Origin of the sequence: Paraburkholderia sp. MM5477-R1 (genome assembly GCF_050436385.1) — a bacterium.
GTDB classification, from domain to species: domain Bacteria; phylum Pseudomonadota; class Gammaproteobacteria; order Burkholderiales; family Burkholderiaceae; genus Paraburkholderia; species Paraburkholderia tuberum.
Genome location: NZ_JBNDMC010000006.1, coordinates 1,732,681 through 1,747,322, shown reverse-complemented (window position 1 = coordinate 1,747,322; position 14,642 = coordinate 1,732,681). Strand labels below are relative to the sequence as shown.

The 14,642-nt window shown below is 65.7% G+C and carries 19 protein-coding genes; 11 read left to right on the top strand and 8 right to left on the bottom strand.

The window, feature by feature from the left end; all coding sequences use genetic code 11:
- Positions 1-88: 88 nt before the first annotated feature.
- From OKW35_RS26445 to OKW35_RS26430, 4 genes are all read left to right on the top strand, one after another.
- Complete coding sequence (locus OKW35_RS26445; RefSeq protein ID WP_429553588.1) at positions 89-355, top strand: DUF4148 domain-containing protein; 267 nt, start codon at positions 89-91, stop codon at positions 353-355.
- A gap of 139 nt (positions 356-494) precedes the next feature.
- The gene (locus tag OKW35_RS26440; RefSeq protein WP_090806534.1) at positions 495-989 is read left to right on the top strand and encodes a YaiI/YqxD family protein; all 495 of its coding nucleotides are present in this window, start codon (positions 495-497) and stop codon (positions 987-989) included.
- A gap of 165 nt (positions 990-1,154) precedes the next feature.
- Positions 1,155-2,456, top strand: a complete 1,302-nt coding sequence (locus OKW35_RS26435) for an NCS2 family permease (RefSeq protein ID WP_184062724.1) — start codon at positions 1,155-1,157, stop codon at positions 2,454-2,456.
- A gap of 165 nt (positions 2,457-2,621) precedes the next feature.
- Entirely contained in the window at positions 2,622-3,155 is a 534-nt protein-coding gene (locus tag OKW35_RS26430) for a cytochrome b (protein WP_429553859.1), read from the top strand.
- 165 nt (positions 3,156-3,320) lie between these two features.
- Here OKW35_RS26430 and OKW35_RS26425 read toward each other — a convergent pair whose 3' ends face one another.
- Complete coding sequence (locus tag OKW35_RS26425; RefSeq protein WP_026226687.1) at positions 3,321-3,611, bottom strand: DUF1488 domain-containing protein; 291 nt, start codon at positions 3,609-3,611, stop codon at positions 3,321-3,323.
- 305 nt (positions 3,612-3,916) lie between these two features.
- Between OKW35_RS26425 and OKW35_RS26420 the strand changes: the two genes are divergently transcribed.
- Positions 3,917-4,225 (top strand): 2Fe-2S iron-sulfur cluster-binding protein, encoded by a 309-nt coding sequence (locus OKW35_RS26420; protein WP_184062727.1) that lies wholly within the window; start codon positions 3,917-3,919, stop codon positions 4,223-4,225.
- 54 nt (positions 4,226-4,279) lie between these two features.
- Here OKW35_RS26420 and OKW35_RS26415 read toward each other — a convergent pair whose 3' ends face one another.
- Genes OKW35_RS26415 through OKW35_RS26405 form a run of 3 tightly spaced genes read right to left on the bottom strand, consistent with a single transcriptional unit; the run spans position 4,280 to position 5,441 of the window.
- Entirely contained in the window at positions 4,280-4,474 is a 195-nt protein-coding gene (locus OKW35_RS26415) for a YqaE/Pmp3 family membrane protein (RefSeq protein ID WP_090806541.1), read from the bottom strand.
- A 21-nt stretch (positions 4,475-4,495) separates the two neighbouring features.
- A complete protein-coding gene (locus tag OKW35_RS26410; protein ID WP_184066150.1) occupies positions 4,496-4,738 on the bottom strand; it encodes a DUF1653 domain-containing protein in 243 nt (80 codons plus the stop codon).
- Between the two features lie 58 nt (positions 4,739-4,796).
- Entirely contained in the window at positions 4,797-5,441 is a 645-nt protein-coding gene (locus OKW35_RS26405) for a helix-turn-helix transcriptional regulator (protein ID WP_187610762.1), read from the bottom strand.
- Between the two features lie 237 nt (positions 5,442-5,678).
- On the opposite strand from OKW35_RS26405, the gene OKW35_RS26400 reads away from it, so the two are divergent.
- The 6 genes from OKW35_RS26400 (at position 5,679) to OKW35_RS26375 (ending at position 9,840) form a co-directional block, all read left to right on the top strand.
- Positions 5,679-5,897, top strand: a complete 219-nt coding sequence (locus OKW35_RS26400) for a hypothetical protein (protein ID WP_184054544.1) — start codon at positions 5,679-5,681, stop codon at positions 5,895-5,897.
- A 592-nt stretch (positions 5,898-6,489) separates the two neighbouring features.
- A complete protein-coding gene (locus OKW35_RS26395; protein WP_090810142.1) occupies positions 6,490-6,771 on the top strand; it encodes a hypothetical protein in 282 nt (93 codons plus the stop codon).
- Positions 6,772-6,906: 135 nt separating this feature from the next.
- A complete protein-coding gene (gene infA / locus OKW35_RS26390) occupies positions 6,907-7,176 on the top strand; it encodes a translation initiation factor IF-1 (RefSeq protein ID WP_090806547.1) in 270 nt (89 codons plus the stop codon).
- A 445-nt stretch (positions 7,177-7,621) separates the two neighbouring features.
- Positions 7,622-7,837: a hypothetical protein gene (locus OKW35_RS26385; protein ID WP_429553587.1), complete on the top strand. Its 216-nt coding sequence runs from the start codon at positions 7,622-7,624 to the stop codon at positions 7,835-7,837.
- Between the two features lie 268 nt (positions 7,838-8,105).
- Positions 8,106-8,681, top strand: coding sequence for an ANTAR domain-containing response regulator (locus OKW35_RS26380; RefSeq protein ID WP_090806551.1), 576 nt, complete (start codon positions 8,106-8,108; stop codon positions 8,679-8,681).
- 7 nt (positions 8,682-8,688) lie between these two features.
- Complete coding sequence (locus tag OKW35_RS26375) at positions 8,689-9,840, top strand: CmpA/NrtA family ABC transporter substrate-binding protein (RefSeq protein ID WP_429553586.1); 1,152 nt, start codon at positions 8,689-8,691, stop codon at positions 9,838-9,840.
- Between the two features lie 91 nt (positions 9,841-9,931).
- Here the strand turns inward: OKW35_RS26375 and rhaS are convergent, their stop codons facing one another.
- The 4 genes from rhaS to OKW35_RS26355 are packed head-to-tail and all read right to left on the bottom strand — an operon-like array spanning position 9,932 to position 14,596.
- Positions 9,932-10,942 carry a rhamnose ABC transporter substrate-binding protein gene (rhaS, locus tag OKW35_RS26370; RefSeq protein WP_184066155.1) on the bottom strand — a complete coding sequence of 337 codons (1,011 nt, stop codon included), beginning with the start codon at positions 10,940-10,942 and terminating at the stop codon, positions 9,932-9,934.
- A 39-nt stretch (positions 10,943-10,981) separates the two neighbouring features.
- Positions 10,982-12,013 carry an ABC transporter permease gene (locus OKW35_RS26365; RefSeq protein WP_429553585.1) on the bottom strand — a complete coding sequence of 344 codons (1,032 nt, stop codon included), beginning with the start codon at positions 12,011-12,013 and terminating at the stop codon, positions 10,982-10,984.
- The gene (locus OKW35_RS26360; RefSeq protein ID WP_184031485.1) at positions 12,006-13,061 is read right to left on the bottom strand and encodes an ABC transporter permease; all 1,056 of its coding nucleotides are present in this window, start codon (positions 13,059-13,061) and stop codon (positions 12,006-12,008) included. The genes OKW35_RS26365 and OKW35_RS26360 overlap by 8 nt, the downstream gene beginning before the upstream one ends.
- The gene (locus tag OKW35_RS26355; protein WP_429553584.1) at positions 13,058-14,596 is read right to left on the bottom strand and encodes a sugar ABC transporter ATP-binding protein; all 1,539 of its coding nucleotides are present in this window, start codon (positions 14,594-14,596) and stop codon (positions 13,058-13,060) included. Before OKW35_RS26355 ends, OKW35_RS26360 begins: the two co-directional genes overlap by 4 nt.
- Positions 14,597-14,642: the final 46 nt, after the last annotated feature.

The following is a 14,642-nucleotide window of genomic DNA, read 5'->3' as shown; positions in this document are numbered from 1 at the left end:
CAGAAATGGTGCGTTGCTTGTACCGCCTTACCCGGCGCACCGAAAAACCACCAGGTCCCGCTGTTTTTCCGCTCCGCAGGAGCCCGCCATGAAACTGTCTTCCCGCATTGGACTCGGCGCGCTGTTGGCCGCCGTGGGTATCAGCACCGTCTACGCGCAAGCGGTGACGCAGCCCGCCGACCCGTCGGCGCCGAAAACGCGCGCCCAGGTCCGCGCTGACCTCGCGGAATGGCTCGCCGCCGGCTACGACCCGTTGGACTGGATCGACTATCCGGAGAACGCGCAGCGCGCGAGCCGCATCGTCGCGCAACACCGCGAGCAGCAGCAAGGCAACGCCCCGACGGCCGTGCAGTAAGCGGTCGCGGCTTGCGTAGTCGCAGCCTGAATGCCGCTCGCCGCGAGCGGCATGGCACGGCTTGCGTCGCGCCAAGGTATCATCCGGTCCCGCCATCCCTCACGCAGCAAACCAGCCGCACACAGCCGGAACCCGCATCATGCCAATCTGGGTCGATGCCGACGCCTGCCCGGCCGTCGTCAAGGACATGCTTTATCGCGCGGCGCGCCGGACCGGCATGCCGCTGACGCTGGTCGCCAATTCGTTCCTGCGCGTGCCGCCGTCGCCGCTGATCCGCGCGATTCAGGTGCCGGCCGGCTTCGACGCCGCCGATCAGTTGATCGTCGAGCGCGTCGTCGCGGGCGACCTCGTGATCACCGCCGACATCCCGCTCGCCGCCGCCGTGCTGGCAAAAAATGCCCACGCACTCGATCCGCGCGGCAACTGGTACACGCCCGGCACGATCGAAGAACGGCTGCGCATGCGCTCGATGCTCGACCAGTTGCGCTCGAGCGGCGTCGACACGGGCGGGCCGGCCGCCTTCAGCGCGCGCGATGGCAAGGCGTTTGCTGGCGAACTCGATCGCTGGCTCGCGCGTCAGGCGCCTCGCGGTGATGCGCAGGCGCCACAGTCGCACGGCAAACCGCCCGCCTGACGGGCCCGGGCGGCCTGCTGGCGCCGCCGCAGGCGCCGGGGCGCTGCCATTCGTGATTACAATTCCGCCGTAACGCCGCCGCGCGGCCTGCCTTGCCGCGCCGCGCTGTCACCGCCTCGATGACAAAAACACTGTCTGAACGACGAAAGAGAGGAAACCCGCCACATGGACTCGATCAAACGCTACTTCGGCTTCGACGCCGTCGACACCAACCTGCGCACCGAAGTGCTAGCCGGCGTGACCACTTTCCTGACGATGGCCTACATCATCTTCGTGAACCCGGCGATTCTCGGCGACGCCGGCATGCCGAAGAGCGCGGTGTTCGTCGCGACCTGCCTCGTGGCCGCGCTCGCGTCGCTGATCATGGGTCTGTACGCGAACTACCCGATCGCGCTCGCGCCCGGCATGGGCCTGAACGCGTACTTCGCATACACGGTCGTCAAGGGCATGGGCTACACGTGGCAGGCCGCGCTCGGCGCGGTGTTCATCTCCGGGTGCCTGTTCCTGATCGTCACGCTGTTCCGCGTGCGCGAGGTGATCGTCAAGGGCATTCCGCATTCGATCCGCATCGCGATCACCGGCGGCATCGGTCTCTTTCTCGCGATCATTTCGCTGAAGTCGGCCGGCGTAGTGGTCGGCAATCCGGCCACGCTCGTCACGCTCGGCAATCTGCATGACCCGCACGTCGTGCTCGCGGCGGTCGGCTTCTTCGGCATCGTCACGCTGGATCATATGCGTGTGCGCGGTTCGATCCTGATCGGTATCGTCGGCGTGACAATCCTGAGCTTCTTCTTTGGCGGCAACCAGTTTCACGGCATCGTGTCCGCGCCGCCGTCGATCGCGCCGACGCTGTTGCAGCTCGATATCCGCAGCGCGCTGTCGAGCGGCGTGCTGAACGTGGTGCTGGTGTTCTTCCTCGTCGAGCTGTTCGATGCGACCGGCACGCTGATGGGCGTCGCGAACCGCGCGGGGCTGCTGGTGGAAGGCAAGATGCATCGGCTGAACCGCGCGCTGCTCGCGGACAGCACCGCGATTCTCGCCGGCTCGATGCTCGGTACTTCGTCGACGACGGCGTATATCGAAAGCGCATCGGGCGTGCAGGCCGGCGGCCGTACCGGCATGACCGCGATCACGGTCGCCGTGCTGTTCGTCGCGGCGCTGTTTTTCGCGCCGCTCGCCGAAGTGGTGCCGCCGTATGCGACCGCGCCCGCGCTGCTGTACGTGTCGTGCCTGATGCTGCGCGAACTGGTCGACCTGCCGTGGGACGACGCGACCGAAGTCGTGCCGGCCGCGCTGACCGCGCTGCTGATGCCGTTCACCTACTCGATCGCGAACGGCGTCGCGTTCGGCTTCATCTCGTACGCGGGACTCAAGCTGCTGACGGGCCAGGCGCGCCAGGTGAAGCTGGTCGTGTGGATCATCGCGGCGATTTTCCTGTTCCGGTATTTCTATCTCGGCAGCGAATGAGGAGGTCGCGCGGCCGGGGGGTCGAATGTGTCGTCGGGTTCGGGGACCGTTTATCATCTGATGTTTCGAATGATGAACGACCGGGTCGCGATCGACCGGGTCGCGATCGACCGGGTCGCGATCGACTCGGTCGCAGCGGCACGGGTCGCCACCCCAGGAGCCTCGATGTCCTCATATAACCGCACGACGGACCGCTACACGAAACCCGCGATTTTCTTCCACTGGATGATTTTTCTGCTGGTCGCGCTGGCCTATCTGGCCATCGAAATCCGCGGCCCGCGCGGCTCCGACAGCCGCGCGTTCTGGACCGGCGTGCATTTTTGGGCCGGCACGCTGGTGCTCGGGCTGGCCGTGTTGCGGCTGCTGTGGAGATTGTGGGCCGGCGCGCCGGAGGAGCTCGAAAGCAATCGGGTGCTCGCTTTTCTCGGGCGCTCCGCGCACCTCGCGCTCTATGTGTTCATCTTCGCGCAGCCGCTGCTCGGCATGCTGATGGTCAATGCGGGCGGGCGGCCGGTGTCGCTCGCATGGACGGACATCAGCTTCACGCTGGTGCGTGCGGATGCGATCGCGCGGCCGCTGTTGAAGGACGCGCACGAGTGGCTCGGCAACGTGTTCTATTGGGTGATCGGACTGCACGCGCTCGCGGCGATCGCGCACCATGTGGTGTTCAAGGATCGGGCGCTGCGGCGGATCATTTGAAAGTAATGGAGTTGGCTGCGTGCCGCCGATGCATTGCACGCGGTCGCGGCTTGCGCGCAGGCCAGCCAGCGGCAGCGGCACGGGTGAATCCGAACTTCGCGCTTCGGCAGCAGTCGCGCTTGCCGAAGCTTCGGTACCGGTAGCCAGCCGATAGTTTCAGATCGGTCAGTTACGCCAGTTCGCCTCGTAAAACCGCACGTAACCGCTTCTGAGCACGAGACACTGCGCGCGCGTTTCCGACAACAGCCGGCGCGTGGCGGCCTCGATGCGCGGCCGGTGCGCGTCGAACGCGACGATCATGTCCTCCAGCCGGGGGGACGCGGCGCCGAAGTGATCTTCGAGCGCTTCCGCGGTGATCATGCACTCCACCCTCTGCCCATCGACCATTGCCGGAAACGCCAAAGTAAGTTCGCGACCTGAATATTCAGGGGCTTCGTTCGGGAATTGGATCTGCATGGGAGTCACCTGGAAGAGTGCGCGCACGATGCGCTCGGGTAATGCACGCGCTGATTGCTTGCTATCGCGTCCGCCGCTCGTTCCTCCTTGTCCCATGCAGCCGGCGCGGGCCGTCGCCTCGACGCGGCATCGTCAGTTCGCGCCACGCGGAGGTGAATTGATTCACTTTAGACGAGTTCGGGCCAGGTGCAAGATTTCCCCGATTTTTTCTTGAAGGCGCGGCTGACGCGCCGATGTTGCGGCGCGGCATAAAGCGCTGTCCGATCCCGTGTAAAGTGTCGCGCACCTAGTCTTTGACCTGCACGATGTCCGCCCCCACCCGCCCGCCTGTGGTTCGCGTCGAACCGCTCGGCCAGAGCTTCGAAGCGCCCGATTCGCTGACGATTCTCGAAGCCGCCGCTTTCGCCAATCTGCGTTTGCCGCGTTCGTGCCGCAACGGCACGTGCCGAACATGCTTGTGCCGGATGACGTCTGGGCGTGTGCGCTACTCGATTGAATGGCCCGGCGTGAGCCGCGAGGAAAAGGCGGACGGTTATATCCTGCCGTGCGTGGCGGTCGCGGAAACCGACGTGGTGATCGAAGTGCCGGATGCGGTCGCGATACCGGCACGATGAGCGGGAGCCTGGGGGCCTGGCGCCCCGCTCGCCGACGCTTTCACGCGCTGTGTCTTAGCGCCCGTTGCCCATTGCGCGGGCGATTTTCTTGTCCGTGTTGTACTGGCTCAGCGAATACACCGACCAGATGGCCGCCGGCACCCAGCCGATCAGCGTGATTTGCAGAATCAGGCAGATGATGCCCGCAAACGGACGGCCGATCGTGAAAAACTGCAGCCACGGCAGAATGATGGCAAGCAACAGACGCATTCGGTTTTCCTGTTCCAGTGATTACGGCAGCATGGGTGAGTCCGCGGGGGACGCATCTGCCTCGTTGTTGAACTCATCGAGCGGCGCAAAACGCGGCACCTCGACGCCCTCCTGCTCTACCAGCTCGAAAAACACCGTCGCTGGACGGGTCCAGATCGTACCATTGGCCGCCTTGTAGACGATCATCGTGACCGTCGGATCCGATTCGAGCGTGGCCTCGCAGACCAGTTCGTAAATGCCGCCTTTGTAGTGTCGGTAGCGCATGGTGTGTGACCTTATTTTGGGCGTCGTCGAAGCATTTTCAAGCACGGCGCGCCTGAGCTCAGCCGCCCTCTTTCATCTGCTTCAGGATCTTGTAGACGGTCGCGCGGCCCATCGTCAGCACCGCGGCCACGTAATTCGCCGAGCTGCGGCCGCGAAACGCGCCCTGCGCGTGCAGCGCCTCGACGATTTCACGCTTGTGCTCGCGCGTCAGCGCATTGATGCCGATCTGCCGGTCACGCAGCCACGTGTGCAGATACGTGTTGATGCGGTCCTGCCAGTCGTCGCGGAACAGATCGTCGGCAGGCGCGTCCGTCATCGCGCCGCCCTTGATGAACAGATCGAGCGTCGAGCGCACATCCTCGAACACCGCGATGTTGAAGTTCACGCACAGGATGCCGGCGGGCTTGCCGTCGTCGTCGAACAGGATGTTGCTCACGCAGCGCATGCGGCGGCCGTCCCAGTTCAGTTTCTCGTAGGGGCCGATGGTCTGGCCGCGCGCCGCGAAGTGCGCGTCGTCGAGCACCGACGGCGCGCCCACATCGAGCCGCGACAGATTGTTCACCAGATACGCGATGGTCTGATCGCGCAGATCGTGAATCACCACCTCGGCGCACGGATAGAGCAGCGCGGCGATGCCGTCGGCGATCGGCGCGTAGCGCTTCAGCAGCAGGTCTTTGACAGGAGACACGTTCGGGTTGCGCATGGAAAAAACGCGAGGTTCGAAGGAGGCGGCGCGCAATAGCGGATGAAGACGAAGCCAGACGCCCGCAGTGGACGCCGGCGCGCCCGCTCGGTCCGCAATTCAGGAAGTCGCCATTGTAGCGGCCTCGCGCTGGCGCCGCGACTCGACGCCGGACGGCAATTTTGTCCACCTCGCGAGCGCATTTTTTTCGTGCGATAAACACTGATCCGCCGACACCCAACCGAACGGAGCCAACCGATGGCCACACTCGAAGCGCTTCGCGCCGTGCTCGACGACAAGCGCACGCCGGAGATCATTCGCAACCACATCATCGATTCGCTGCAGTACGCGCTGCGCAACCATGGTCAGGTCTTCACAGCCAAGGAAGTCGAATGGTTGACCGGCTGGGACGATGCGCGCCTGCCGCTGGCGGCCGCGCGCGAATTGCAGAAGCGCGTCGCCGAGACGTCGCGCTGACGCACGCGTTCGGATAGGAGCCTCGCGCGCGCCACTCGCGCAATTCGCGCGTCCGTCGCCCGTCCCGCCTCCGACACGACTTCGCCAACCGCCCGCGAAGCCCTGCCAGTCGGGCGTTCCGGTCGTGCGCTGAAGTTTGCACTATCCAATCAGCCCTATTTCAGGCATCATGTTGCAATTGTTGTACCTCGCACCCATATAGCACTGGCAGCACCAGGCAGTCTCAACCCGGCATCTCCGCACCACCCCCGACTGTTCGACCGCCCTTATCTGCGATCCCGTCACTCCGGCAATGCGCCGCCCGCATTCGCCGTCGCGAGAAGTACACCGAGCGGTTCAGCATCATGCGTCCGGCGCCCGAATTGACGCGCCGCTTCAGCGTTTTTTCGGTCGAATCCGCGTTTTTGCGCGACCGCTCGGGCCATTGTCATTGAGCCCGCCGGGTCTAGCAGGTCTGTGCCAACCATTTTTATCGCCGGCGCGCCCATCGGTGCTGCGCCGGCGGTCCGCGCCGTGACGCGTCAAAGGAGCGTTGCCGGAAGCAGCGCCCCGCACGCGGCGCGTGGACCACGCAATACAGGACATGTTTCTCATGAATTCAGCTGTCAGGACCTACAAGGGTTACGAAATTCACCCGCTCGTTTATCCGCGCCGCCCCGCGGGCGCGCAAGCGACCCGCAATCCGGGCGCCGGTTACGACGCTTCGGTGCGCATCTGCCGCGTCGGCGCCAATGCGGCGGCCGACGGCCGGGTATTTCGCCTGCAGTATCTGTTTCCGTTCGACGGCATGGGCAAGGCGCGCATCGCGTGCATGGCGCATGCGGAACGGCTGATCGACGGCCAGGTGAGCGGTCAGTCGGTCACCGATCTTTGAGCGGCGTCATCGGCGCGTCACTCATGTCGCGCAGCGTGCTTTCGGGCGCCGCTGCTTTTCAAACGAATCCACAGTCGCGCCGCTCGCAATGCCTGCGGCCGGTTTCCCCTTTATCCCATCGACCAGGAGTTATGCATGGCGAAAGAAGAACTGCTTGAACTTGACGGTATCGTCGACGAAGTGCTTCCGGATAGCCGCTACCGCGTGACGCTCGACAACGGCGTCGTGGTCGGCGCCTACGCGTCCGGGCGCATGCGCAAGAACCATATCCGTATTCTCGCGGGCGATCGCGTAACGCTCGAACTGTCGGTCTACGACCTGACCAAGGGGCGGATCAATTTCCGCCACAAGGACGAGCGTGCGAGTGGCGGCGGTGCGCCACGGCACGCGGCGCGGCGGAGGTAAGCAGGGGTCACGGCGCCGCCCTGCGTACCTGTGATGTTGTGCAGGCGATGCGGGCAGCCCGCCCGAACCCATGCGAAAGCGCGAGGCCCGACAGACTCGCGCCATACCTTCCGACTCCGCGTTCTGCTTGAACGCGCTACGTCAGCCTTGCCGCCCAAGCGCGTGAAATAGACGTCTCTTCCCTGACATTCGGGATGCTCTCCAGCGCATGCGCGAACGTCGTACGCCGCAACACGCGCGGCGTCTTGATTGGAATCTGGCGGCACGCCGCTTCGGCGACCACGCACGTCGCAGCACGTCTCGCTAAACTCCAGACACCGCCCCCAAATCCTTCCCACCCGTGCTTTTGCGCACCTGCTCGACCACCCGCTCCTCCAGTTCCATCTGCGCCCGCTGCTGACCTCGATCAGCCCGTTGATGACGACGATTCGCGGACGCGACCGGCTTGAGCTTCTACGGCGCGTCATCGCTGACCAGTCTGCCGGTGGTCGCGATGGGCGCCGGCGCGTTCGGCGCGGCGGTTGCGCCGCTCGTGGCCGGCGTCGTGCGCGGCTGGAGCGGCGGATTCGTCGCCGCGTGGATCATGCTCGCCGGCTGCATCGCCGCGATGATGGCGGTGACCTTGCTGTTTTCACCGCGCAGTTATTCGCGCTGGCTTTGAGGCTCCAAGGCTGCGGCCGCGACGAACGCGATGCGCCGCTTCGGTGCATCGGGCGTCCGCTGTCCTGCATGCCCTTCGCCGGTGCAACGCGACCGGCGTGGCCGCGTCACCTTTTTCGCGGACGATTCGCAGCGATCGCCCGCAAAAAACCCCAATCGATCCCCCGCCATTCGCGCGAATGCGCTCACACACCTCGCCAAGCCCCGTCGCGCGAAGGCTGGCATGTCCATTGCTTTACTGATAGTCAGATGTCCCTTCCCCCGACTCCATGCTGCGTGTTCTCCTTGTCACCGACACCGACAAACCCATCGGCGATCTGCGCGATGCGCTCGCCTGTCTCGGCTGCGAAATGCTCTCCGGCACCGCGACGCCGCAGGCGCTGCATCGCGCGGTTCAGGACGAGCGGCCCGACGTCATCATCATCGATACGGAGTCGCCGTCGCGCGATACGCTCGAACAGCTCGCCGTGATGCACGCGACCGCGCCGCGCCCCGTGCTGATGTTCAGCCACGACGCGAACCAGCAACTGATCCGCCAAGCGGTCAACGCGGGCGTCACCGCGTATCTGGTCGAAGGCCTCGCGACCGAGCGGCTCGCACCGATTCTCGAAGTCGCGCTCGCGCGTTTCGCACAGGAGTCGCAATTGCGCGAGCGGCTCGCGCAGGCCGAAAACGAACTGGCCGAGCGCAAGCTGATCGATCGCGCGAAACGCCTGCTCATGGATCAGCAGAAACTCACCGAACCGGCCGCCTACGCGAGTCTGCGCAAACGCGCGATGAACCAGGGCGTCAAACTCGCCGAGGTGGCGCGCGAGGTCGTCGCGTCGGCCGGCTCGCTCAAATGATGCGCTCATGAATCCAGCCACTTCCGTCACCGCCGCGGCCTTTGCGGAGCCGCCTGAAAAGACCCATCTGCGGCTCGGTTTCGTCGCGTTGTCCGACGCGGCGCCGCTGATCGCGGCGAAGCTGCTCGAGTTCGGCCATGCGCACGGGCTCACGCTCGAACTGTGCCGCCAGCCGTCGTGGGCCGCCGTGCGCGACAAGCTGCTAGCCGGCGATCTCGACGCCGCGCACGCGCTTTACGGGCTCGTGTATGGCGTGCAGCTCGGCCTCCGCGGCCCGCGCACCGACATGGCCGTGCTGATGGTGCTGAACCGCAACGGCCAGGCGATCACGCTGTCGAATCGGCTCGCCGATGCGCTCGCGAAGCATGGGACCTTGCGCGAGGCGCTCGCGACGCTCGGCCGCAAGCCGGTGTTCGCGCACACCTTCCCGACCGGCACGCATGCGATGTGGCTGTACTACTGGCTCGCGGCGCAAGGCGTCGATCCGTTGCGCGACATCGACAGTGTCGCGATTCCGCCGCCGCAAATGGTCGCCGCGCTTGCCGAAGACCGGCTCGACGGTCTGTGCGTCGGCGAGCCGTGGAATGAAATGGCCGAGGCGCATGGTGTCGGCAAAACGATCGCTTATTCGAGCGAGGTGTGGCCCGAGCATCCCGAGAAAGTGCTCGCCTGCCGACGCGATTTCGTCGATGCGCATCCGCGCACGACCCGCGCACTCGTGCAGACCGTGCTCGAAGCGTGCCGCTGGCTCGACGGCGCCGGGCATCGCGACGAGATCGCCCGCTGGCTCGCGCGGCCCGATTACATCGGTATCGACGAGACGCTGATCGCGGCGCGGCTCGGCGACCACCTCGACACGGCGAACCCGCGCCGCCTGCCGATGCGTTTCTTCGACGACGGCGCGGTCAACTATCCGCATCCATTCGAAGGCGCGTGGTTCCTCACGCAGTTCGAGCGCTGGGGGATCATCGATGCGCACAACGACTACGACGCGGTCGCCGCGCGCATCAACCAGACGCAGTTGTATCGCGAGGCCGCCGCACGCGTGAACGTGCCGGTGCCCGGCGAGGACGTCACAAGGGAACTGATCGATGGCGCGGTGTGGGGAAGCGGCACACCATCCGCCGCTTATGCGCGGCGTTTTGCGATCCGCCGCTGAGCGGACCGCACGCGAAAGCCCCGAGATCCGCTGCGCCGACTGCCCACGAACCGCCAACGGCGATCAGGTGGACAGTCGGCGTTGCCGAAGCTCAGAAGTTGTACTTGTCGATGTTGCTCGCATCGAACGTGGTCGGCGGCCCGAGAATGATTTCGCCGTGCGCGCCAATCGTGCGCTTGCCGAGCTTGCCGGCGTCGAACGTTTCGCCCTCCTTACCCGTGATCGTGCCCGACGCGAGCGACGCCGCCGCGTACGCGGCCAGATAGCCGAGCTCGCTCGGATCCCACAACTGGAACGCGGTCACGGTGCCGTTCTTCACGAACGCGCGCATCTGGTTCGGCGTGCCGAGGCCCGTCACCGCCACCTTGCCCTTGCTCGACGACGACGAGATATAGCGCGCCGCGGCCGCGATGCCGACCGTCGTCGGCGCGACGATCGCCTTCAGGTTCGGATACGCCTGCAGCAAGCCCTGCGTTTCGACGAAGGACTTCTGATCGTCGTCGTTGCCGTACGCGATCTTGACGAGCTTGATCTTCGAGTACTCCGGTTTCTTCAGTTCCTCCTGCATCCACTTGATCCAGGTGTTCTGGTTCGTCGCGTTCGGCGTCGCCGACAGAATCGCGAACTCGCCCTCGCCGCCCATCAGCTTCGCGACCAGTTGCACCTGGCCGCGGCCGATGCCTTCGGCGTTCGCCTGATTGACGAACAGCTGGCGGCCCTCGGGCGCGGTATCGGAGTCGAACGTGACGACCTTGATGCCCTGACCCATCGCCTTCTTCAGATACGGCACGACCGCGTTCGCATCGTTGGCGGCAATCACGATCGCATCCTGGTGCTGCGTGATCAGCGTGTTGATGTACGACACCTGCGACGACGCGCCCGCATCCGACGGCCCGACCGCCTTGCCCACGCCGCCGAATTCCTTGATCGCGGCGAGGCCGCCGTCGTCGGCGATCACTTCGTACGGGTTGTTGATCTGCTTCGGCACGAACGCGATCTTCAGCCCGCTTTTCAGTTCCGCGGCGAACGCGCCGCCGCAGCTGATCGCGAGCAACGCGGCGCAGAGCGCGGCCATGCCGGTGTGACGTAGAGGTTTGAACATGAAGTGTCTCCTGCGTTGTTGTTGGACAGAGAGGGGAAGCTAGGTTGCGGATGAAGAAGACGTGGCGGCGGACTTCGCGATGAAACGCCGGTCGCGTGCCGCCCGCCAGCGCGCGACGAGGTTCGGAATCAGCACCGACGCGAGCAGCAGCACGCCGGTCACGATGGTCAGCGTTTCGCTCGATACGTCGTCGAGTGTCAGCGCGTTCTTGAGCACGCCGATGATCAGCAGCGACAGCAGCACGCCGACCATCGAGCCGCGTCCGCCGAAAATGCTGACGCCACCGAACAGCACCGCGGCGATCACCGACAGCTCGAAGCCCTCGCCGTTATCGCCGCGCGCGCTCGTGAAGCGCAGCGTATAGACGATGCCCGCGAGCGCGCTGACGAGACCCGACAGCACGAACAGGCGCAAGCGGATCTTCGCGACCTCGATGCCGGAGAACGCGGCGGCGGTCGGATTCGCGCCGATCGCATAGAGACTGCGGCCGAACGCGGTGGCTTGCAGCAGAACCGTGAACAGCACGGCGGCGACGATCACGATCACGAACGGCAACGGAATGAACGTGGAGCCAAGCGTGTTCATGCCGAACGCCGTATACGCGGCCGGAAAATCCGCGACCGCCTGATCGCCGAGCAGCACATACGCGAGACCGCGAAACAGCGCGAGCGTACCGATCGTGACCGCGAGCGACGGCAGGTTCAGCTTGACGATCACGAGGCCGTTCAGCAGGCCCGCCAGCGCGCCGGCGATCAGCACCACGACGATCACGACCGGCATCGGCAGCCCCATGTGCCACAGCACGCCCATCAGCGCGCTCGACGCGCCCAGCACCGACGCGACCGACAGATCGATTTCGGCGGCGACGATGATCAGCGTCATCGGCAGCGCCATCAGCGCGATCTCGGTCAGATCGGCGAGCACGTTGCTCAGGTTCGCGCCGGTCAGAAACACCGGCGACAGCCAGCGGCCCAACACCAGCGACACGATCAGCACGATCACCAGCAACACTTCCCATTGCAGCGGCGTTTCGCGCTTGCGCGTGAGCAGCGCGGAATCGGGTTTAGCCATGATCGCGTTTCCTCATCATGCGTTTGGCGACGGAGCGGGCCAGCAGCGTATCGGCGGCGATCGCGGCGACGATCAGCGCGCCCTGGATCGCCTGCTCCCAGAATGGCGACACGTGCAGCACGACGAGCGCGATGCTGATCACGCCGAGCACGAGCGCACCTAGCGTCGCGCCGAGGATCGTGCCGACGCCGCCCGTAATCGCGACACTGCCGACCACCGCCGCCGCGACGACCTGCAATTCGATGCCCTTCGCGGTGCTGGCATCGACGGTGCCGAAGCGCGCGAGCCACAACGCGCCCGCAAAGCCCGCAATCGCGCCGGACAACAAAAAGCCCGACATCACGCGACGCTCGACGTTCACGCCCGCGAGCCGCGCGGCTTCCGGATTCGAGCCGATCGCATAGTGCTCGCGACCGCCGCGAAACTGCTTCAGATACACCGACAGGCCGGCGAGTACGACGATCGCGATCAGCGCGAGCGTCGGGATGCCGAGCAGCGTGCCGGTCGCGAGCCGCGAGTACGCGTCGGGCAGACTGGTCGCGTTGATCTGGCCGCCGTGCACCCATGCGTAATCGGCGCCGCGAAAGATGTACAGCGTCGACAGCGTCGCCACCAGCGAAGGCACGCGCCCCACCGCGACGAGCAGCGCATTGATGCCACCCGCGACGAGCCCGATCGCGAGCCCCGCGGCCAGCGCGACGAGCACCGGCATATGCGGGAACCCAACGTACAGGCTGCCCACCGCGTACGCGCTGATACCCACCGTCGAGCCGACCGACAGATCGATATGCCGCATCAGGATCACGACGGTCATGCCGGCCGTCAGCAGACCGATGATCGACACGTTCAGCAGCACGTCGCGCAAATTCTGCAGATTCAGGAACTGCGGCTTCGCGAGCCCGGTCCCCGCGATCAGCAGGATCAGCACGACGAACAACGTGGTTTCGCGGCTCTTCGCGACGCTCGCGACGAGGCCGCCCGATGAAGCGGCGGAACGCTTCGGCAGCGACTGCCGCACCGGCGCGGGATGGGTCGAATGGCGCATCATGCTGCACGTCCCAATGGTGAAAGTCCCTGACCGAGCGCGGCGCCCATGATGCGCTCCTCGTTCGCGTCGGCGCACGCGAGCTCCGCGCTGATGCGGCCTTCGTGCATCACGAGCACGCGATCGGCCATACCGAGCACCTCGGGCAACTCGCTCGAAATCATCAGCACGGCCATGCCATCGCGCACGAGTTCGGCGAGCGCGCCATACACCTCGGCTTTCGCGCCAACGTCGATGCCGCGCGTCGGTTCGTCGATGATCAGCACTTTCGGGCCGGTCGCGAGCCACTTGCCGAGCACGACCTTCTGCTGGTTGCCGCCGGACAGCGTACCGACCGGCGCCCCCGGGTCGCTCGCCTTCAGGCGCAGACGCGTGCCCCACTTGTTGGCGAGCTGCGTTTCGCTGCGCGTCGACATGAGCCCATGCCGAACGAGCCGTCCGAGCACCGTCATCGACGCATTGCGCGCGATGCTCAGTTCGAGCGCGAGCCCTTGCTGGCGGCGATCCTCCGGCACGAGCGCGAGCCCGGCGCGCACCGCGGCCGCGGGCTTGCCGGTGTCGAGCCGCTTGCCGGTCAGCCACACTTCGCCCGAATCGAGCGGATCGATACCGAAGATCGCCCGCGCGACCTCGCTGCGTCCCGCGCCGACGAGGCCCGCGAGCGCGACGATCTCGCCGGCGCGCACGTCGAACGAGACATCCTTGAACACGCCGATGCGCGTCAAGCCGCGCACCGACAGACGCACGTCGCCCGGTGTGCAATCGGCCTTCGGATAGAACGTTTGCAGATCGCGGCCGACCATCCTGGCGACGATCGCGTCGGTGCTCAGATCGGCGGTCAGCGCGTCGAAGACTTTCGCGCCGTCGCGCATGATCGTCACGCGCTGCGTCAGCGCGAATACTTCGTCGAGCCGGTGCGTGATGAACAGAATCGCGACGTCGCGTTCGCGCAGCTTACGCACGATCGCGAAGAGCCGCTCGACTTCGGGCAGCGACAATGCGGCCGTCGGTTCATCCATGATCAGCACGCTCGCGTTCAGCGACAACGCCTTCGCGATTTCGATCACCTGCTGATCCGCGATCGACAGACCACGCACCAGTTGATCCGCGCGCAACTCGACGCCGAGCGACGCGAGCAGTCCGTCCACTTCGCGATGCATCGCGTCGTACTGAATGCGGCCGAAGCGGCCGAAGCGGTCGACCGGCTGCCGGCCCATGAAGATGTTCTCCGCGATCGACAGATCGAAGAACAGCGTCGGCTCCTGATAGATGACCGCGAGCCCGGCGTCGCGCGCTTCGGCCGGCGTCGCGAAGCGACGTGGCTCGCCGTTCACCAGAAGCTCGCCGGCGTCGGGCTGATGCACCCCGGCGAGAATTTTCACGAGCGTCGATTTGCCCGCGCCGTTCTCGCCGAGCAGCGCATGCACCTCGCCGGGCCACAGCACGAGGTCGCCGTCGGACAGCGCGCGCACCCGGCCGAAGGATTTGCTCGCGTGCCGCAATTCGAGTCGCGGCACCGTGGAAGGGGATGGCTGCACTGCGTGTCTCCTTTTTTGCGGCTGTCTTCTCTTCGACGCGCCGCGC